This is a genomic window from Agrococcus sp. Marseille-P2731, from assembly GCF_900117395.1.
In the GTDB taxonomy this organism is placed as follows: Bacteria; Actinomycetota; Actinomycetes; order Actinomycetales; family Microbacteriaceae; genus Agrococcus.
On record NZ_FPEG01000001.1, the window covers coordinates 93,558 to 112,032 of the forward strand.

The 18,475-nt window shown below is 71.7% G+C and carries 17 protein-coding genes; 6 read left to right on the forward strand and 11 right to left on the reverse strand.

Going from position 1 to position 18,475, the window contains the following annotated elements; all coding sequences use genetic code 11:
• Positions 1-124: 124 nt before the first annotated feature.
• The 4 genes from BQ6202_RS00435 to sucC all read right to left on the reverse strand — a co-directional run bounded on the left by BQ6202_RS00435 (position 125) and on the right by sucC (position 3,449).
• Positions 125-997 carry an MBL fold metallo-hydrolase gene (locus BQ6202_RS00435; protein ID WP_327021575.1) on the reverse strand — a complete coding sequence of 291 codons (873 nt, stop codon included), beginning with the start codon at positions 995-997 and terminating at the stop codon, positions 125-127.
• Between the two features lie 21 nt (positions 998-1,018).
• The gene (locus BQ6202_RS14955; RefSeq protein ID WP_200792174.1) at positions 1,019-1,189 is read right to left on the reverse strand and encodes a hypothetical protein; all 171 of its coding nucleotides are present in this window, start codon (positions 1,187-1,189) and stop codon (positions 1,019-1,021) included.
• A gap of 182 nt (positions 1,190-1,371) precedes the next feature.
• On the reverse strand, positions 1,372-2,271 hold the full coding sequence (gene sucD, locus BQ6202_RS00440) for a succinate--CoA ligase subunit alpha (RefSeq protein ID WP_072312713.1): 900 nt from the start codon (positions 2,269-2,271) through the stop codon (positions 1,372-1,374).
• A gap of 11 nt (positions 2,272-2,282) precedes the next feature.
• Complete coding sequence (gene sucC / locus BQ6202_RS00445; protein WP_072312714.1) at positions 2,283-3,449, reverse strand: ADP-forming succinate--CoA ligase subunit beta; 1,167 nt, start codon at positions 3,447-3,449, stop codon at positions 2,283-2,285.
• 199 nt (positions 3,450-3,648) lie between these two features.
• Here sucC and BQ6202_RS00450 point away from each other — a divergent pair, with 199 nt between their 5' ends.
• A complete protein-coding gene (locus BQ6202_RS00450; RefSeq protein ID WP_072312715.1) occupies positions 3,649-4,371 on the forward strand; it encodes a VIT1/CCC1 transporter family protein in 723 nt (240 codons plus the stop codon).
• Between the two features lie 48 nt (positions 4,372-4,419).
• Here BQ6202_RS00450 and BQ6202_RS00455 read toward each other — a convergent pair whose 3' ends face one another.
• The 4 genes from BQ6202_RS00455 to BQ6202_RS00470 are packed head-to-tail and all read right to left on the reverse strand — an operon-like array spanning position 4,420 to position 8,297.
• Complete coding sequence (locus BQ6202_RS00455; protein WP_234946079.1) at positions 4,420-5,409, reverse strand: cation diffusion facilitator family transporter; 990 nt, start codon at positions 5,407-5,409, stop codon at positions 4,420-4,422.
• Positions 5,406-5,900, reverse strand: coding sequence for a transglycosylase SLT domain-containing protein (locus BQ6202_RS00460; RefSeq protein ID WP_072312716.1), 495 nt, complete (start codon positions 5,898-5,900; stop codon positions 5,406-5,408). The genes BQ6202_RS00455 and BQ6202_RS00460 overlap by 4 nt, the downstream gene beginning before the upstream one ends.
• A 58-nt stretch (positions 5,901-5,958) precedes the next feature.
• On the reverse strand, positions 5,959-6,615 hold the full coding sequence (locus tag BQ6202_RS00465) for a response regulator (RefSeq protein WP_234946080.1): 657 nt from the start codon (positions 6,613-6,615) through the stop codon (positions 5,959-5,961).
• 11 nt (positions 6,616-6,626) lie between these two features.
• Positions 6,627-8,297 (reverse strand): ATP-binding protein, encoded by a 1,671-nt coding sequence (locus BQ6202_RS00470; RefSeq protein WP_159433604.1) that lies wholly within the window; start codon positions 8,295-8,297, stop codon positions 6,627-6,629.
• Between the two features lie 161 nt (positions 8,298-8,458).
• Between BQ6202_RS00470 and BQ6202_RS00475 the strand changes: the two genes are divergently transcribed.
• The 5 genes from BQ6202_RS00475 to BQ6202_RS00495 all read left to right on the forward strand — a co-directional run bounded on the left by BQ6202_RS00475 (position 8,459) and on the right by BQ6202_RS00495 (position 12,501).
• Entirely contained in the window at positions 8,459-9,505 is a 1,047-nt protein-coding gene (locus tag BQ6202_RS00475; protein ID WP_234946101.1) for a Bug family tripartite tricarboxylate transporter substrate binding protein, read from the forward strand.
• A complete protein-coding gene (locus BQ6202_RS00480; RefSeq protein WP_072312718.1) occupies positions 9,502-10,047 on the forward strand; it encodes a tripartite tricarboxylate transporter TctB family protein in 546 nt (181 codons plus the stop codon). The genes BQ6202_RS00475 and BQ6202_RS00480 overlap by 4 nt, the downstream gene beginning before the upstream one ends.
• On the forward strand, positions 10,047-11,714 hold the full coding sequence (locus BQ6202_RS00485) for a tripartite tricarboxylate transporter permease (RefSeq protein WP_083586780.1): 1,668 nt from the start codon (positions 10,047-10,049) through the stop codon (positions 11,712-11,714). Before BQ6202_RS00480 ends, BQ6202_RS00485 begins: the two co-directional genes overlap by 1 nt.
• Before the next feature lie 128 nt (positions 11,715-11,842).
• Complete coding sequence (locus BQ6202_RS00490; RefSeq protein WP_268753740.1) at positions 11,843-12,274, forward strand: glyoxalase superfamily protein; 432 nt, start codon at positions 11,843-11,845, stop codon at positions 12,272-12,274.
• Between the two features lie 38 nt (positions 12,275-12,312).
• Entirely contained in the window at positions 12,313-12,501 is a 189-nt protein-coding gene (locus tag BQ6202_RS00495) for a hypothetical protein (protein ID WP_072312719.1), read from the forward strand.
• A 22-nt stretch (positions 12,502-12,523) separates the two neighbouring features.
• Here BQ6202_RS00495 and BQ6202_RS00500 read toward each other — a convergent pair whose 3' ends face one another.
• The 3 genes from BQ6202_RS00500 to BQ6202_RS00510 form a co-directional block, all read right to left on the reverse strand.
• Positions 12,524-14,908: an ATP-dependent helicase gene (locus BQ6202_RS00500; RefSeq protein ID WP_072312720.1), complete on the reverse strand. Its 2,385-nt coding sequence runs from the start codon at positions 14,906-14,908 to the stop codon at positions 12,524-12,526.
• A 294-nt stretch (positions 14,909-15,202) separates the two neighbouring features.
• On the reverse strand, positions 15,203-17,281 hold the full coding sequence (locus tag BQ6202_RS00505) for a lamin tail domain-containing protein (protein ID WP_083586783.1): 2,079 nt from the start codon (positions 17,279-17,281) through the stop codon (positions 15,203-15,205).
• A gap of 148 nt (positions 17,282-17,429) precedes the next feature.
• On the reverse strand, positions 17,430-18,401 hold the full coding sequence (locus BQ6202_RS00510; RefSeq protein ID WP_072312722.1) for a glycerophosphodiester phosphodiesterase family protein: 972 nt from the start codon (positions 18,399-18,401) through the stop codon (positions 17,430-17,432).
• Positions 18,402-18,475 lie beyond the last annotated feature (74 nt).

The following is an 18,475-nucleotide window of genomic DNA, read 5'->3' on the forward strand; positions in this document are numbered from 1 at the left end:
TTCCCCGACCCTGAGCGCATCCGCCCGGATTATCCAACCCGAGCCGCCCACAACCGGAGATCCTCCGGCGCCACACCGCTGATCAGCCGCCCCACCGCCGATCAGGCCCGGCCTGTGCCAACGCTCAGGTCAGGTCGTCGTGCTCGCCGGTCACCCAGGCGATGTGCCGGTCGGCCGAGCGAGCGACGGCGCCCGGGCCGTCCTCGACGAGCTGCCCAGGGATGTTGCCGTAGAGGCGGCGGAACCTGAGCGTCGCGGCATGATCGGCGAGCCGACGCACGACGCCGGCGGAGAGCGGGATGTTGTTCGGGTACGAGCGCATGAAGGCGACGCTCGCGCGGTCGGGCTTCGGCTGGATCGTGTCGCCCGCGAGCAGCGAGCCCGCGCCGCCGCTCCCCTGCTCCCAGAGCACCACCGCCGCACCCGGGAAGTGACCGCCGAAGCGGATGAGCCGCACGCCCGGCAGCAGGTCGACCTCGTCGTCCCACAGCTCGATCCGCGCGTGCTCGCGCTGGATCCAGGATGCGTCGCGCGCGTTGACGAGCACGCGCGCGTCCAGCGCATCCGCCCACGCGCACTGCACGCCGAACATGTGCGGATGCGAGGCGACGACCGCGCTCAGCCCACCGAGCTCGCGCACCTGCTCGACCGCGGCATCCGTGATCGTGCCCAGGGGGTCCCAGAGCAGGTTGCCCTCGGCGGTCTGCACCAGCAGCGCTCGCTGCCCGATGCCGACCGCCGGCTCAGAGGTGAGCGCCCAGAGCCGCGGCTCGAGCTCGACGACGTCGATGCGCATGCCCTCGCGCTGCTGCACGTCGACCGAGGTCCAGCGCTGGCCGTGCAGGGGTACCCACTGCCGCTCGTCGGCGCAGATCGGGCAGGTCTCCGGGAGCGGCTCTTGGCTCTCGACACCGCAGGTCGCGCACAGCACGGTCATGCCAGGACCCGGCGCACCCGCATCCGGCATGCCCGCCACCACCGCGCCCGCATCCACCACGATCAGCTCGACGTCGCGACCCTACTGGCCGTCCTCGTCGCTCGCCTCGTCCTCCTCGGGCTCGAAGGTCGAGGCCTCGTCCGTGGTCGTCGCGCCCAGGCCATCGGGGTCGGCGGGGATCGTGCCGTCCTCGCCCAGGCCGCCGGGCTTCTGCGTGCCCTCGGAATCGTGCTGCTGCTCGTGCTCGCTCATCGCGTCCTCCTGATCAGCGTCCGGCCTCGCGGAGGGCCGGAGCGTGCCGCCACGATAGCCCCGCCAGCCCTGAGCGAGCCGAGTGCGACGAGCGGATGGGACGGGCACGATCGCGGTGCCCGCGCGACGACGAGACGGGCCCCGGCCGAAGCCGGGACCCGTCTCGAGGCGATGCGCTCCGATCAGAGCGACTCGATGATCTCCCGCATGAGGCGAGCGGCCTCGGTCGGCGTCTTGCCGACCTTGACGCCGGCGGCCTCGAGGGCCTCCTGCTTGGCCTCGGCCGTGCCCGACGAGCCCGAGACGATGGCGCCTGCGTGGCCCATCGTCTTGCCCTCGGGCGCCGTGAAGCCGGCGACGTAGCCGACGACCGGCTTCGTCACGTTGGCCTTGATGAAGTCGGCCGCGCGCTCCTCGGCGTCGCCACCGATCTCGCCGATCATGACGATGGCCTTGGTCTCGGGGTCGGCCTCGAAGGCCTCGAGCGCGTCGATGTGCGTCGTGCCGATGACCGGGTCGCCGCCGATGCCGATGGCGGTCGAGAAGCCGATGTCGCGCAGCTCGAACATCATCTGGTACGTCAGCGTGCCCGACTTCGACACGAGGCCGATCGGGCCCTTGCCCGTGATGTTCGCCGGAGTGATGCCGACGAGCGACTCCTCGGGCGTGATGATGCCGGGGCAGTTCGGGCCGATGATGCGGGTCGTGCCCGCAGCCTTGGCGTGCGCCCAGAACTCGGCGGAGTCCTGGACGGGGATGCCCTCGGTGATGACCACGAGCAGGCCGATGCCTGCGTCGACGGCCTCGATGACGGCGTCCTTAGCGAAGGCCGGCGGCACGAACACGATCGAGGTGTCGGCGCCGGTGGCCTCCATGGCCTCGGCGACCGAGCCGAAGACCGGCAGCTCGACCTGCGAGCCGTCCTTCGCGACGTGCGAGACGGTCGTGCCGGCCTTGCGGGCGTTCACGCCGCCGACGACCTGGGTGCCGGCCGCGAGCATGCGGGCGGTGTGCTTCGAGCCCTCACCGCCGGTGATGCCCTGGACGATGACCTTGCTGTCCTTGTTGAGGTAGATCGACATCTCTTGCTCCCTTACGCCGCAGCCAGCTCGGCGGCCTTGTCGGCGGCCTCGTCCATCGTGTCGACGACCGTCACCAGCGGGTGCGCGGCGTCAGCGAGGATCTTGCGACCCTCCTCGACGTTGTTGCCGTCGAGCCGCACGACCAGCGGCTTCGTGGCGGTGTCGCCGAGGATCTCGAGCGCCTGCACGATGCCGTTCGCGACGGCGTCGCACGCGGTGATGCCGCCGAACACGTTCACGAACACGCTCTTGACGTCCTCGTCGTTCAGGATGACGTCGAGACCGGCAGCCATGACCTGGGCGGATGCGCCGCCACCGATGTCGAGGAAGTTGGCCGGCTTCACGCCGCCGTGGCGCTCGCCCGCGTAGGCGACGACGTCGAGCGTCGACATGACGAGGCCCGCGCCGTTGCCGATGATGCCGACCTGGCCGTCGAGCTTCACGTAGTTGAGGTCCGACTCCTTGGCCTTCGCCTCGAGCGGGTCTGCGGCAGCCTTGTCCTCGAGCTCGGCGTGGCCGGGCTGGCGGAACTCGGCGTTCTCGTCGAGCGAGATCTTGCCGTCGAGCGCGACGATGTCGCCGCCCTCGGTGAGCACGAGCGGGTTCACCTCGACGAGCGTGGCGTCCTCCTTGACGAAGACGTCGTACAGCTTCACGAGCACGGGAGCGATCTTTGCGACCAGCTCCTCGGGGAAGCTCGCGGCGCGAACGATCTCGTCAGCCTTCTCGGCGGTGATGCCGACGGCGGGGTCGACCTCGACCTTCGCGAGCGCCTCGGGGCGCTCCTCTGCCAGCTGCTCGATCTCCATGCCGCCCTCGTACGAGCACATGGCGAGGTAGGAGCGGTTCGCGCGGTCGAGCAGCACGGAGAAGTAGTACTCCTCCTTGATGGCGGCGCCTTCAGCCACCATCACGCGCTGCACCGTGTGGCCCTTGATGTCGAGCCCGAGGATCGCGGAGGCCGCGTCCTTCGCCTCTGCAGGGCTCTTCGCGACCTTCACGCCGCCCGCCTTGCCTCGTCCGCCGGTCTTGACCTGTGCCTTCACGACGACGACAGCGCCACCGAGCTCCGCGGCTGCTGCCTCGGCCTGCTCGGGGGTGTCGGCGGTGATGCCTCGCAGCACGGGGACGCCGTGCTGCTCGAAGAGGTCTCTTGCCTGGTACTCGTAGAGATCCACGCGTCATCCAATCGATGTCTGGTGAGCCATGTGTGGTGTGGGATTCGCCGCGTCAAGCCTAGCCCTGCCACCGATGCACCCCCGTGCGCTTTCGGCCCGCCGAACCGCCAAGATTCGGCTTTCTTGCGGCTTTCGCACGAGCCTCGCCTTGCTTGCGGCGGCCCCTGCGAGCACCGACCATGGTGGCAGGAGGAACTCCATGGATCCCGCACTGCAGCGTCGGCCAGACCTGCCACCGCCGGTCGAGTCGATGACCTCGAAGCTCAACTGGCTGCGCGCCGGCGTGCTCGGCGCGAACGACGGCATCGTCTCGACCTCCGCCCTGATGGTCGGCGTCGCGGGCGCCGGAACCTCTGCCGCCGGGATCCTGACCGCGGGTGTCGCGGCGCTCGTCGCCGGCGCGTTCTCGATGGGCGTCGGCGAGTACGTCTCGGTCTCGTCGCAGCGCGACAGCGAGCGAGCGGCGATCCGCCGCGAGCAGGTGCTGCTCGACGCCGCACCGGACGCCCAGGTCGACCAGCTCGCCCACATGTACGAGCTGCGCGGCCTCACCCCGCGCACGGCGCACCTGGTGGCCGTCGAGCTCACCGACGCCGATCCCCTGCGCGCGCACCTCGACGTCGAGTACAAGCTCGACCCCGAGGACCTGAACGACCCGTGGTCGGCGGCCGGCGCATCCGCCCTCGCCTTCACGCTGGGCTCGCTCGTGCCGCTGCTCGCAGCGCTCCTCTCCCCCGCCGCGTGGATGCCGTGGCCGATCGTGGTCGCCACCGTCCTCGCGCTGGTCGCGACCGGCGTGGTCTCCGCGCGCATCGGGGCCTCGAGCAAGCGCGCCGCCATGGTGCGCGTGCTGCTCGGCGGCGGCATCGCCCTCGCGGCGACCTGGGCCATCGGCTCGCTCATCGGCACACCGGTCCACTAGCGCTCGGTCCTCGGGCAGGCCCGCGAGCAGGATGGCGCCGCGGCCACGTCAGCGGCGACCTCGCCGCTGCTCCTCCTCGTCGGGCAGCGCCAGCTCGGTGACGACGGTCACCGAGACATCCTGCACGCGCCAGTCGACCTCCTTGAGATCCTCGATCATGCGCTCGACATCCGTCACCCGCACCTTCGCGCGCTTCGGCACGACGTGCGCGTCGACGTGCAGCACCTGGCCCTCGTCGCGGATGCGGCTGGCGGCCTCGCGCACCCAGCGGCGTCGGCGCATGGCATCGTCGATGCGCCCCTGCACGGGGTCGGGCTCGGACTGGTCGACGACGGTCGCGCGCATGTCCATCAGGTCGAGCACCGCCGCCCGGGTGTTCTTCAGCCCGTCCTTCAGGATGCCGAGCGAGATGAAGAGGGCGGCAGCGCCATCGAGCCACCACAGGCCCATGCCGATGCCGAGCACACCGACGATCGAGCCGACGTTCGTGGTCCAGTCGGCCTGCGCCATGTCGGCGTCGGCGTAGAGCAGCTTGCTGTGCAGCTGCTTCGCGAGCTGCATCTTCATGCGTCCGTAGATGAGCGGACCGATGACGATCACCGACATCACCGCGATCATGGCCCAGCCCTGCCAGAAGGTGATGCCGAACAGCTGCATCGTGCCGATCGGAGGGTGCTCCTGCTTGACGAGGCCGCTGATCGCCTCGAAGCAGAGCGAGCCACCGACGCCCAGCAGCGCGACGCCTGACACGAGGTGCCCGATCCCCATCGCCCGGTGGTAGCCGTAGGGGTGCTTCGCGGTCGCCGATCGGCGGATGAAGGGCAGCGCCACGAGGAAGGCGATCTGCGGGATCGTCGACAGCAGGTCCTCGAACCAGGCCGTGCGCATCGCCTGCGAGCTGCCCATCACGAGCGCCACCAGCACGATCGTGCAGGTGGTGAAGCCCAGCACGGCCCACTCGAGGTTGCGCGCCTTGCGCAGCGCCCGCGCCTGCTCCTCGGGCATCGGCCGGCCACCGATCTCGTGCACGCGGCTCACTGCGCGACCGCCGTCTCCGCGTCGAGGTGGCGCTCGAGCGCCGTGAGGAACGCGTTCTCACCCAGTGGCGCGAGCATCACGAGGCCCGCCGTCGAGCCATCGGGCTGCACTGCCTGCGCATAGCTGCGCGTGACGGCCGCGCGGTCGACCCAGGGCGTCGCATCCGAGATGCCGCCGATCACCAGGTCGAGCTCGCCCGCTTCGAGCAGCCCGACGAGCTGCTCCTCGCTGCCCTCGGTCCACTCCACGCGCGCACCGATCGACTCGGCGAAGGAGGTCACGAGCGCGGGTTCGGTGCCGGTCGGATGCGTGCCGCCCGTCTCCGCATGCGGCGGGTTGGGCGTCACCCCGGCCTCGAGCACGCCACCGGAGACCCGCTCCAGGGTGCCGTCGGGGTCTGCGGGGATGGTGATGCCGCACCCCGCGAGCGCTCCGACGACGAGCGATGCCGCCGCGCCTGACGCGAGCGCGCGCCCCCACCGCTTCACCATGCGGGCATCGTAGCCACGGGAGCGCACGGCGGCCTGACAAGTGGCGCCGCGCGCTGACTCAGCGAGCGCTGTAGCGCAGCTCTGGCCGCCCGGTGCCGCCATAGCGGGGCGCGACGGCCGCGCGCCCCTCCACCACGAGGCGGTCGAGGTAGCGGCGAGCGCTCACGCGCGACATCCCCAGCCGCTCCCCGACCTCGGCCGCGCTCACGGTCTCGTCGACCGCCGCGAGCAGCGAGGCCACGCGGTCGAGTGTCAGCTGCGAGCCGGCGGAGCCAGGCTTCTGCCGCTCGCTCGGCTGCAGCATCGCATCCACCGCGCGCTGGTCGAGCGGCTGCGTCGCCAGGTGCTCCACCTGCGCGAGCTCGGCGCGGATCGCCTCGAGGCGCTCGCGCATCGCCTCGAGCCCGAACGGCTTGACGAGGTAGTGGCGCACGCCGAAGGTGCGCGCCGCCCGCACGGTCTCGAGGTCGCGGGCGGCGGTCACGGCGACCACCTCGCCCGCGAAGCCGCGCGCGCGTGCGACCCGCAGCACCTCGATGCCGGATGCGTCGGGCAGGTGCACGTCGAGGAGCACGAGGTCGGGGCGCACGGCCTCGATCGCCTCGAGGGCGTCGCGCCCGGTGCCGGCCTCGCCGACGACCGCGAAGGCGCCGTGGCGCTCGACGAAGCCGCGGGTGACGATCGCGACGGCCTTGTCGTCCTCGACGATCAGCACGCGCAGCAGCCTCACGGCAGCGCCCCCCGGTCACCGGCTGACGCCGGTGCGCGCACGGTGCCGGCGGTTCCCGCGCCGAGCACCGCATCCGCGTCGGCCGCGACCGGCAGTCGGGCGATGAAGCGCGCGCCTCCGAGCGGGGATCGCTCGACCGTCGCCGAGCCGCCGAGGCGCTCCGCGACGCGACGCACGAGCGTCAGCCCGTAGCCGCGCGCGCCCCCGGCCGGGCGCTGCTTCGTCGAGAACTCGACGTCGAAGATCGAGTCGCGCAGCTCCTCCGGCACGCCCTCGCCGTCGTCGTCGACTGCGATCGTGACCACCCTGCCCGCATCCGTCTCCGCGTCGCGCAGCGCGATCTCGACCCTGCCGCCTGCAGTCGCGTCGAGGGCGTTGTCGATGAGGTTGCCCAGCACCGTCAGCCAGTCTCCGGCGACCTCGACCGACGGTGCCGGCTGCAGCGACGCATCCGCCGCCACCACCAGCTCGACGCCGCGCTCGCGCGCCTGCGCGCGCTTCGCGAGCAGGAGTGCCGAGACCTCGAGCTCGAGGATGGCGGAGGTGCCCGAGGCGGGCTCGAGCGCGTCGAGCGCACCGCCGGCGCCGGCGCGGCGGATGACGCCCATGGCGGCCTCGGTCTCGCCCAGCTCGAGCAGCCCGCCGAGCGTGTGGAGCGTGTTCGCGAACTCGTGCTGCTGCGCGCGCAGCGTCTCGGTCGAGCCCTTGGCCCCGGCGAGGTCGCGCAGCGCCGCGTCGAGCTCGGTGCGGTCCCGCAGGATCAGCACGGTGCCGACGTCGCGGCCGTCGACCACGACGGGGTCGGCGCGCACGACGAGCACGCGCTCGCCCGCGAGCACCAGCTGCTGCTCGCCCGCGTCGGCCAGCAGCGGCTCGACCTGCGCGTCGAGCACCTCGGTGACCGAGACCCCGGCGAGATCCTCGCCCTCGCGCCCCAGCAGTCGCAGCGCCGCGTCGTTGCAGAGCACGATCGCGCCTCGCTCGTCGAGCACCACGAGGCCCTCGCCGATGCCGTGGAGCGTGGCGTTGCGCGTCTCGAGCATCGCCTTGATCTCGTCCGGCTCCACGCCGTGGATCCTGCGCCGCACGACTGCGGCGGCCCACGTGGCCAGCAGCACCCCGACGATCGCCGCGACGGCGAGGCACAGCGCGAGCACCCAGATGTTGGCCGCCCACTCGGCGTGCAGCTCCGACTCGAGGATGCCGACCGAGACCTGGCCGATGATCTCGCCCTCCGCGCCGAACACCGGCACCTTCGCCCGCCACGACGTGCCGAGGGTGCCCGTCTGCGTGTCGGTGAACAGGCCCCCGGTGATGACCGCATCCGCCGGCGTCGAGGCGACCTCGCCGATGCGGTCGGGGTTCGGATGGGAGAAGCGGATGCCGCCGACGTCGGTGACGACGACGTAGGTGACGTCGGATGCGCTCCGGACGGTCTCGGCGATCGGCTGGATGACGATCGACGGATCGCGGTCGTCGAAGGCGTTGATGACGGTGGGCAGCTGCGCGACCGAGTAGGCGACGCCGACCATGCGGTCCTGGTAGGCGTCGCGGATCGCGCGCTCCTGCAGCCAGGCGGCAGCGATGCCGGAGCCGACGATGACGACGAGCATGATGGCGCTCTGCAGCAGCACCAGCTGCGTGCGCAGCCTCATCGCTCGTCTCACGGCCCCATCGTAGGCCGCCGGCCGTCCCTCCGACGCTGACCGAAACGACCGAAACGCTCCCTTTCGACCACAACGGCACCGCGGCGGCGGCCTGCGACTACGGTCGCCACAGATCGTGACCCGGCATGGAGCCGGGCGCTCAAGGAGGAGACGTGCGATCCATGCACCCGAGCACCACGCGCAGCACGCGCACGCAGACCATGTTCCGAATCGGCCTGGCGGGCGCAGCAGCCCTGACCCTCGCCGCATGCTCGACGGGCGGCACCGCTCCGGCGGGCTCCGAGGGCGCAGAGGGCGGGGCACCCGCGGCGATCAGCGCCGTCAACGTCATCGCACCGGCCGACCCGGGCGGCGGCTGGGACCAGACCGCCCGCACCCTCGGCCAGGTGCTCACGGAGACCAGCCTCGTCGGTTCGGCACCGGTGTCGAACATCGGCGGCGCCGGCGGCACCGTCGGCCTCGCCTCGCTCGCGACGGAGACCGACCCCAACACGCTGATGATCACGGGCTCCGTGATGGTCGGCGCGGTCGAGACCAACGCATCCGAGAACCGCATCGAGGACATGACGCCGATCGCGAAGCTCACCGAGGAGCCGCTGGTCATCGTCGTGCCCGCCGACTCGGAGTACCAGACGCTGCAGGACCTCGTCGACGCGGTCGTCGCCGAGGGCCAGGGCGTCGCGGTGACGGGCGGCTCGGCCGGCGGCATCGACCACATCCTCGCGGGCCTGCTCCTCACCGAGGCGGGCGTCGCCCCGGCCGAGGTGCCGGGGACCCTCAACTACGTCGCCAACTCCGGCGGCGGCGAGGCGCTCACGATGCTGCTCGGCAACACCGTGCAGGCCGGCATCTCCGGCGTCGGCGAGTTCTCGGAGTCGGTGCTCTCGGGTGACCTGCGGGCGCTCGCCGTCTCCAGCGACGAGCCCGCCGAGGCGCTGCCCGACGTGCCGACCATCCAGGACGAGGGCATCGACATCACGCTGACCAACTGGCGCGGCATCATCGCGCCGGGGGACATCACCGACGAGGAGCGCACCGCGCTGGTCGACCTCGCCACGCAGCTGCACGACCAGGACGCCTGGGCCGAGCAGCTCTCCACCAAGGGCTGGACGGACGCGTTCATGCCGGGCGACGAGTTCGACGCCTTCCTCACGGAGGACATCTCGCTCACGCAGGAGACCCTGCGCACGATCGGCCTGATCGAATGACCGCCTCGACGACCGCCGGTGCACCCTCGGGTGCGCCGGCGGCGTCGCGTTCCCTGCGCATCGAGTCGATGGCCTTCGTCGGGCTGCTCATCGTGCTCTCGATCGCCGTCCTGATCGCGACGACCACCATCCGCGAGCCTCCCGGCTCGACGAACACGCTCGGCGCACGCGTCGTGCCCTACGCCGTCGGCGGCCTGATGCTGCTGAGCGCGATCGCGGTGCTCATCGGCCAGCTGCGCGGGCGCTACGGCCACGCGGAGGAGGGCGAGGATGTCGACCTCGAGCACGGCACCTCCTGGGGTGTCACGGGCATCATCGTGCTGAGCTTCCTCTCCCTCATGCTCACCATCCCGCACCTGGGCTGGCCGCTCGGCGTGGCCATCCTGTTCACGGGCGCCTCGCTCGCGCTCGGTGCGAAGCGCTGGTGGGTCGCCGCCCTGATCGGGCTCGCCATGGGCGTCATCACGCAGATCGTGTTCGGCACCCTGCTCGGCCTGACGCTGCCTCCCACCGGCACCCTGACCTCCTGGATCGGCATCTGATGGACACCTGGTCCCTGCTGCTCGACGGCTTCGCCACCGCCCTCCAGCCCATCTACCTGCTGTACGCGCTGCTCGGCGTGCTGCTCGGCACCGCCGTAGGCGTGCTGCCAGGCATCGGCCCGGCCATGACGGTCGCGCTGCTGCTGCCCATCACCTACGTGCTCGAGCCGACCGCGGCGTTCATCGTCTTCGCCGGCATCTACTACGGCGGCATGTACGGCGGCTCGACCACGTCGATCCTGCTGAACACGCCCGGTGAGTCCGCGTCGATCGTCACCGCGCTCGAGGGCAACAAGATGGCGCGCGCCGGTCGCGGCGCAGCCGCGCTCGCGACCGCGGCGATCGGCTCGTTCGTCGCCGGCACGATCGCGACCGTGCTGCTGACGCTGCTCGCTCCGCTCGTCGCGCGATTCGCGGTCGGCCTCGGTCCCGCCGACTACTTCGCGCTGATGGTGATCGCCTTCCTCACGGTCGGCGCGCTCCTGGGCGACAGCATGTGGCGCGGCATGGTCTCGCTCTCGCTCGGCCTGTTCGTCGGGCTCATCGGCGTCGACACCCTCACCGGTCAGACCCGCTTCACCCTCGGCATCCCGCAGCTGGGTGACGGCATCGACGTCGTGCTGGTCGCGGTGGGCCTGTTCGCCCTCGGCGAGGCGCTCTACGTCGGCTCGCGCCTGCGCGGCGGCGAGCTGCCGATCATCCCGATCACGCGCGGCTGGCGCACCTGGATGCGGCGCTCCGACTGGGCGCGCTCCTGGAAGCCGTGGCTCCGCGGCTCCTTCATCGGTTTCCCGATCGGCTCGATCCCCGCTGGCGGTGCCGACGTCGCGACGTTCCTGTCGTACGCGACGGAGCGGAGCCTCGCGAAGCCCGAGTACCGCAAGCAGTTCGGCAAGGGCGCCATCGAGGGCGTCGCCGGCCCCGAGTCGGCGAACAACGCGGCGGCCGCGGGCGTGCTCGTGCCGCTGCTGACGCTCGGCATCCCGACCACGGCGACGGCGGCGATCATCCTGAGCGCCTTCCAGGGCTACGGCATCCAGCCGGGCCCCCGCCTGTTCGAGAACCAGCCGGAGCTCGTGTGGGCGCTCATCGCGAGCCTCTACATCGGCAACGTGCTGCTGCTCGTGCTCAACCTGCCGCTCGTCGGCATCTGGGTGAAGCTGCTGCAGATCCCGCGCCCCTACCTCTACGCGGGCATCCTGGTCTTCGCGGGCCTGGGCGCGTACGCGGCGAACTTCACGGTGTTCGACATCGGCGTGCTGCTGGTGCTCGGCGTGCTCGGCTTCTTCATGCGGCGCCTCGGGTTCCCGATCGCGCCGCTCGTGGTGGGGGCCATCCTCGGTCCGATGGCCGAGGAGCAGCTGCGCAAGGCGATGCAGATCGGGCAGGGCGATCCGACCTACCTCGTGCAGAGCCCGTTCTCGATCGTCGCCTACGCGGTGATGCTGCTGATCATCGTCGGTGCGATGTGGCTCAAGCGCCGCCGCGCGCGCTACGAGGCTTCGCTGCCGTCGCTCGAGACGACCGCGATCGCCGCGCTCGACGAGGAGATCGAGTCGCAGGAGCCGCACCCAGAGCTCGACCGCGGTCGTCTCTCGACGACGGCGCTGCCGAAGATCCGGGGCGACGGCCCGAACCACCCGGAGGGGCCGAGCGTCGGCGAGTAGCACCGCCTCGTCGGCACCGACCACGCACACGACGGATGCCGTCCCGCGCACTGCGGGACGGCATCCGTCGTCTCCGGGGGGTACCGCGAGCACCACCGCATCGTCGCGTGTCGGTGCCCGGGCGTAGCATCGCGCGCAGCGCGCTCGACGGCGAGCGCTCGACGATGGGAGCAGTCATGGAGTACCGCATCGAGCTGATCTTCGTGCCGGTGAGCGACACGGATCGAGCCAAGGCGTTCTACGGCGAGCGGCTCGGCTGGCGCGTCGACCACGACCAGACCGTGCAGGAGGGCCTGCGGTTCGTGCAGGTGACGCCGCCGGGCTCGGCGTGCTCGATCGCGTTCGGCGAGGGACTGACGGAGGATGCGCCCGGCAGCCTGCGCAACGTGCAGGTCGTGATCGACGACGCCGACGCCGCTCACGCCGAGCTGCGCGCTGCCGGCATCGAGGCGAGCGAGGTCGACGAGCAGGCGTGGGGCCGCTTCGTCGGGTTCTCCGACCCGGACGGCAACCGCTGGACCTTGCAGCAGCTGCCCGACTACAGCAGCGCCACCTCGTAGCGCGTGACGGATGCGCCGGCGCGTGACAGGCTGGGGGCATGCAGGAGCAAGAGCGTGGGCACAGCCGCGAGCAGGACGCCGTGCCACCGGAGCTCGATCCGTGGTTCGACCGCTACGACGACGACAGGCCGCCGCGCACGCTGCGGCGCCGTCTTCAGCCGGTCATCTGGCTCGTCGGCGCGGTGACGCTCGTCGCGATGGTGCTGCTGGTGACGCCCGGCCTCTGAGCCGGCTCGCTCGTCGCTCCCGCTAGAAGCTGATCTTCTCGATCGGCGCGATCTTCACGAGCAGCCGCTTGCGGCCGACGCCGTCGAAGAGCACCTCGGCGACGCGCTTCTTGTCGACACCGGTGATGGCCTGCACGCGGCCCTCGCCGAAGTCCTTGTGGCGGATGCGGTCGCCTGGTTCGAGCACCATGGCGCTGTTGTCGCGCACCTCGGTGATCATGTTGGCGAACACCTTCTTGGGCCCCTTGGGCAGCGGCTTCGGCGCGTCGCGGAAACCGGTCACGAAGGACTCGCGCGGCTCGTCGCGCCAGCGGCCGCCGAGCGCGCGCGGCTGCGCGCCGCGGGTCGCGGTCGGCGGCGTGCGCCAGTCGATCAGCTCGGCCGGGATCTCCTCGAGGTAGCGGCTGGGCGCAGCGGGCGACACCTCGCCGAACTGCGCGCGCGTCATCGCGAGCGAGAGGTGCAGCCGCTGGCGCGCTCGGGTGATGCCGACGTAGAACAGGCGGCGCTCCTCGGCCGGCCCGCCGGGCTCCATCGCCGCCATCCGGTGCGGCAGCAGCTCCTCCTCGACGCCGGTGATGAACACCGCGTCGAACTCGAGGCCCTTCGCCGTGTGCAGGGTCATGAGCGAGACCTGGCCGCCGGAGCTGTCGAGCTCGTCGGCCGCGGCGACGAGCGCCGTCTCGGTGAGGAAGTCGATCAGGGTGCCCGAGGGGTTCTGCCGGCGGTACTCGCGCGTCACCGCCACCAGCTCCTCGACGTTCTCGAGCCGCGCGGCATCCTGCGGGTCGGGCGAGCGCCGCAGCTGGTCGGTGTAGCCCGAGCGGCTCATCAGCTCGCGCAGCACCTCACCGGGGTCGGCGTCGGGCCGGGCGCTCCACTCGTCGAGCAGCGTCGCGAGGTCCTTGATCGCTGCCGCCACCTTCGGGCCGAGCGCGATCTCGTCGACGCGACGCATCGCATCCCGCAGCGTCATCTGGTGCTCGTCGGCGAAGGCCTGCAGCGCGGCCTCGGTCGCGGGGCCGATGCCGCGCTTGGGCACGTTCATGATGCGGCGGAGGCTCAGCGAATCAGCGGGGTTGGCCACCGTGATCAGGTAGGCCATCGCATCCTTGATCTCGGCGCGCTCGTAGAACTTGGTGCCACCGATCACGCGGTAGGGCACCGCCGTGCGGATCAGCACCTCTTCGAGCGCTCGGGTCTGCGCGTTCGTGCGGTAGAAGACGGCGATGTCGCTGTAGGACATGCCGCCGCTCGTGAGCTCGACGATCTCGTCGGCGACGAACTGCGCCTCGTCGTGGCCCGAGTAGCCGGTGAAGCCGATGATCTTCGCGCCGTCGCCCGAGTCGGTCCAGAGGTTCTTGGCCCGCCGGTCGAAGTTGTTGCCGATGACGGCGTTCGCCGCCGAGAGGATGTTCTGCGTCGAGCGGTAGTTCTGCTCGAGCATGATCACCCGGGCGCCCGCGAAGTCGCGCTCGAAGTCGGTGATGTTGCGGATGTCGGCGCCTCGGAACGCGTAGATCGACTGATCGGAGTCGCCCACGACCGTCAGCGATGCGCCGGGCAGGTCGCTGCGCAGATCGGGCAGCTGCATGCGGGTGACGGGCTGCGTGAGCTCGCGGATGAGGGCGTACTGCGCGGCGTTGGTGTCCTGGTACTCGTCGACCAGCACGTGGCGGAAGCGCTTGCGGTACTGCGCGGCCACGTTCGGGAAGGCGCGCAGCAGGAAGACGGTCTGCGAGATGAGGTCGTCGAAGTCGAAGGCGTTCGCGCGCCGCAGCTCGGCGTCGTAGTCGCGCCACAGCTCGAGGAAGGCCGCGTCGAGCGGGTTCTCGAGGCTCGCGGTGCGGGCCCAGGAGTCGACGTCGTGCAGCTCGTTCTTCGCCTTCGAGATGCGGGCGGAGACCCCGCCCGGCGTCAGCCCCTGGATGTCGGCGCCGCGCTGCTTGATGAGCCGCTTGATGAGGGCCCGCACGTCGCCGGAGTCGTAGATGGTGAAGGACTGCTTGAAGCCGAACTCCTCGGCCTCGCGGCGCAGGATGCGCACGCACGCGGAGTGGAACGTCGAGATCCACATGCCGCGCGATTCCTCGCCGATGAGGTGCTCGACGCGCTCGCGCATCTCGGCCGCGGCCTTGTTGGTGAAGGTGATGGCGAGGATCTGGCTCGGCCACGCCTCGCGGGTGGCGAGCAGGCCGGCGATGCGGTGGGTGAGGACTCGCGTCTTGCCGGAGCCGGCGCCGGCGACGATCAGCAGGGCCGGTCCGCGGTGCTCGACGGCCTCGCGCTGCGGCGGGTTCAGGCCAGCCAGCAGGTGCTCCGGGATGCCGTCGCCGCGCGGCCCGGTCGGGCCGGGACGCTGCACCGCTTCGAAGCCGTCGTCGCCCAGCCCCCACAAGTCGCTCATCACCCCGATTCTACGTGCGCCCGCCGACACGCGCCGTCGGTCCTCCGCCGGTCGAGGCCTCCCTTGGTCGAGGAGCGCGCGGCCGCAGGCCGCACCCCTCCGTCGGTCGAGGAGCGCGCGGCCGCAGGCCGCACCCCTCCGTTGGTCGAGGAGCGCGCGGCCTCGGGCCGCACGCGTCTCGAGACCTCGGCCATGGTTTCGTGACGCGAGCGCCTGCGGCGCGCGCGCCTCAACCAGCGGGTGACGCGAGCGCCTGCGGCGCGCGCTCCTCAACCAGCGGGTGACGCGAGCGCCTCAGGCGCTGCGGCGTCGACCGAGCACGAGGCCCGCACCCGCGAGCAGCAGGAGCAGCGCGCCGGCCATCAGCATGACGGGCGCGTCGGCGCCGGTCTGCGGCAGCGTGCCGTCGCCGCCGACCTGGCCGCCCGACGAGCCTGCGCCCTGACCGTCGTCGCCCTGACCGTCGTCGCCCTGGCCCGCGCCGGGGTCGGTCGGCTCGCCGGGCGCCGTCGGCTCGGCCGGCTCAGCCGGCACCGTCGGCTCGCCGGGCTCGGTCGGGTCGACCGGTGCCACCGCCGCGCACTCGTCGCCCGCCGCGATCCGCAGCGAGACACCCTCATGCGCTGTGTCCGAGATCCACGCGACCGTCGGCACCGCGGCCGGGTCGGTCTCGCACCAGTCGATCGCGAGGCCCTCGTTGGTGTAGCCGGCCTCCATGGTCGGCGCCGCGTGCACGGCGCGCTGCGCCGTCAGCTGACCATCGACGAAGGCGAGCTCCGCGTGGCGGTTGTCGCACGCCTCGTCGCACAGCGCCCACAGGGCATTGCCGCCCGCGGCCCAGTCGAGGCCCATGACGACCTCGAGCGCCGCGCCCGGGTCGGCCTCCTGCAGCAGCGTGATCTCGCCCGATGCCTCGAGCACCGCGACGTAGACCATGCCGGTCTGCTCGACCGCGAAGGCGAAGACGCCGCCGGAGTGCTCGCCGTAGGCGTCAGGGTCATACGCAGCGCCGGATGCGTCGAGCACGCCCAGTCGGGTCGCGTCGGCGTCCGAGATCCACTCGATCGCCTCGGGCCCGAGGTTCGCGCCCAGCTCGCCCAGCACCGAGGTGAGGTTCCACTCGTGCGTCGTGGTCGAGGTGCCGTCGGCGCCGAGCTCGACGCGCAGGATCGACGGGCGGCTGACGCTCTTGGCCGCGTTGTCGCGCTCCGTCGCCAGGAAGATCGCGCCGTCGCCGGCGACCGAGATGCCCTCGGCGTCGGGCTGCCCCGACCCATCCGCGTAGGTCGGGATCCAGGACTGCGCGATCGAGAAGACGCCGTCAGCGCCCTCGGTCAGCTCGAAGATCTCGGCGTTGTCGTTGTTCACGGCGAACAGCGTGCCGTCGGCCGCGTAGTCGAGGCCCGACATGTCGTCACCCCACGTGCCGGCGGCCACCGCATCCGTCACCGTCTGGGCGAACGGCCACGGCTCGGCCTCGACGACCGGCTCGTCGACCGTCGAGCAGTCGTTGACGAGCTCGAAGGTCGACGTCGCCGCCTGCACGAAGCCGCCGGTCATGTCGGCGCAGCGCGCGTAGGTGACGTCCGCGTGCGACTCCCAGCTGAACTGGTCGACGACCGCGCCAGCAGCGTCGCGCAGGGTCACGGAGTCGCCGCCGCCGAGGCCGAAGTCGGTGGTGTAGGCGGTGCCGTCGGTGATGATCGCGCGGTAGCCGCCCGACTCGATCGTCGCGCCCTCCGGCAGCACGATCGGCTCGTGCTCCGGGTCGCCGTCGACGAGCGTCCAGCCAGAGAGATCGACCGTGTTCACGGTGTCGGTGTTCGCGAGCTCGACCCAGTCGCCGCGCGCGTCGCCGTTCGACTCGACCTCGTTGATCACGATCGGCGACGCGGCGAAGCGCGCGACGTTCGCGGCGCCGGGCGTCGGCTCGGTCGGGCCGAAGGCGCCGGTGCCATCGGGCACGCGCCCCTCGCTGATCACATGCTCGCTCCAGGTGTGCTCGGCGACGAGCGTGCCGCTCGCGGTGAAGATGCGCACCGCGTCCTGCTTGCCGAGGCCCATGCCTGCGAGCGTGTCGGGCTCGAAGGCGACGATCTCGCCGGGCTCGATCACGGTGCCGGCCGGGAGCTCGACGAACTCGGCGTCGGGCGCATCCTTGCTGTCGCGCGCGATCCAGCCCGACATGTCGACGGGCGCGGAGCCGATGTTCGTCAGCTCGAAGAAGTCGGGGGCGCCCTCAGCGCTGTTGGACTGCACCTCGTTGATGACGATGTCGGTGTCGGCCGCGGATGCGGCGGGGGCGATGAGGAGGGATGCTGCGAGCGCCGCGGGGATCGCGGCGGCGAGCATGGCTGGGGTGCGACGGCGCATGGGGTTCCTTCGATGGGTGGGACCCGCTCAGCCAACGCGTGCCGGACGACGTGCAGGTGCTCCCCGGCGAACGCCAGGTGAACGCGAGATGGCAAGTCGTCGTGCAGTGTCCCCCGCCGTGGCAGCGGGTGCCGCCCATCGCAGGACCTCAGCGCTGGATCCGCCGCCACAGGTCGGGGTGGTCGGCGAAGACCGCCTCCAGGCCGAGCTCGGCGAGCATCCCCCACTCCTGCTGCCAGTTCCCCCACGCGGCCGGATGCTCGCCCAGCCGATGCTCGGGCTCGAGGAAGGCGTTCTCGGGCCGCAGCGTCCAGGTGATCGTGCCGAGGCCAGCCGCGCGCGCACGCTCGACCACGTCGCTCGTGCGCAGCTCGCCGCCGCTGCGGTCGAAGAGCACCGACTTCGCGACGCTGATGGCGTCCACCCGGGCACCGAGCGCAGCGAGGCCCGCGTCGCTGCGCTGCTCGGCATAGGTGGTGGATGCGGAGGGCCCGTCGACCAGGTCGGCGGCGGTGCCGTCCTCCTCCATGAGGTAGACCAGCCGGGCCTCGACCCCGGCTGCGCGCACCTCGTGCAGCGCCGCCTCCTCGAACGACTCGACCGTCAGCGCGCCGGGCGTCGCCCACCGGGTGCCGGCCACCGCATCCGCCACCATCGCCGCGAGCGGCAGGCCGATCGCTGCGTGATGGCTGGCGTGCTTGAGCTCGGCGACGACATCGAGCCCGGTCTGCTCGGCGATCGCGAGCAGCTCGGTGAAGCGCAGGATGCCCTCAGCGCCGTCGCGTCGCGCGCTCGCCGGTCGCAGCGCCGGCAGTCGCTCGCGAGCGCGGAGCGTCGCCACCTCCGACCACGCGAAGTCCTCGACGAACCAGCCGGTGAGCCGGGTGCCGTCGATCACCTCGGTGCGACGCCGATCGGCAAACTCCGGCCGACTCGCGACGTCGGTCGTCTCGCCGAGCTCGTTGTCGTGGCGCACGACGAGCACGCCGTCACGCGTGGCGACGAGATCGGGCTCCACAGCATCAGCGCCCAGCTGCGCTGCGAGGCGCACCGCCGTCTCGGTGTGCTCGGGCGCCCAGCCGGAGGCGCCGCGGTGGGCGATGACGCGCGTCGGATGCACGGGGCCAGGCTAGCGGCGGTGCGCGGTGGGCGAACGGCCCGTGATCCACAGCAAAAACCGACGGTCGCTCGATA